Origin of the sequence: Paenibacillus sp. MAEPY2 (genome assembly GCF_000499205.1) — a bacterium.
GTDB lineage: Bacteria > Bacillota > Bacilli > Paenibacillales > Paenibacillaceae > Paenibacillus > Paenibacillus vandeheii.
The window spans coordinates 1-827 of the sequence record NZ_AWUK01000098.1; the positions used below are offsets into that span (position 1 = coordinate 1).

Consider the following 827-nt stretch of genomic DNA (forward strand, 5'->3'; position numbering starts at 1 on the left):
TTCTGATAATTTGCAAATAGCAACTTTATTTTTCGTTGTTCAACATTAAATTTAAGTGTTGATTTCCAAAAACAGTCATGCTAAAGTCTGTTCATGAATTCATTATTTACTTACAATAGATAGTTAAAAAGTGAGGGATTCTTATATGCAAATGGTATCTATCCGCCAAGCCAAAGTGAACGATTTAAATAGTATATTGGGCATCTACAATCAAGGTATTGAAGATCGAATTGCAACGCTAGAAACGGAAACGAAAGATATGATATACATACAAAAATGGTTTAACCAACATCAAGGGAGACATGTCGCATTGGTAGCAGAGGTATCAGAACAAGTTATTGGATGGGCTTCGTTAAATCCGTACTCGCACCGCTGTGCTTATCACGGTGTCGCTGATTTGTCGATATATATTCATAGAGAGTATCGTGGAAAAGGCATTGGAAATGCGCTCCTTTTAGAGTTGGAAAATGAAGCGAGGAAGCATAACTTTCATAAAATTGTGTTGTTTACCTTTCCCTTTAATAAGGCTGGGCAAGGATTATACCAGAAACTGGGGTATCGAACTGTAGGTTTTTTTGAACAGCAAGGTATTATGGATGGCGAACTTATTGATATTATGATTATGGAAAAACTCATTCACCAAGCTGGAATGCACGGATAAAGGGATGAAAACAACGCTCTTCAGCGACTACTAAAAGAAATGATAAAGGGACGTCGTCATTGTGTATGACAACGTCCCTTTATTAAAAGAAATAATATTAACTATTAGTTGCTTCATACATACTCTTCAGTACATGACGCATTTCAGGCTTGATTGAAATGTCCGG

The 827-nt window shown here is 36.3% G+C and carries 1 protein-coding gene; it reads left to right on the forward strand.

Annotated elements, in window-relative coordinates:
• Positions 1 to 145: 145 nt before the first annotated feature.
• The gene (locus P364_RS0134600; protein ID WP_024634514.1) at positions 146 to 661 is read left to right on the forward strand and encodes an arsinothricin resistance N-acetyltransferase ArsN1 family A; all 516 of its coding nucleotides are present in this window, start codon (positions 146 to 148) and stop codon (positions 659 to 661) included.
• The last annotated feature ends 166 nt before the right edge of the window (positions 662 to 827 follow it).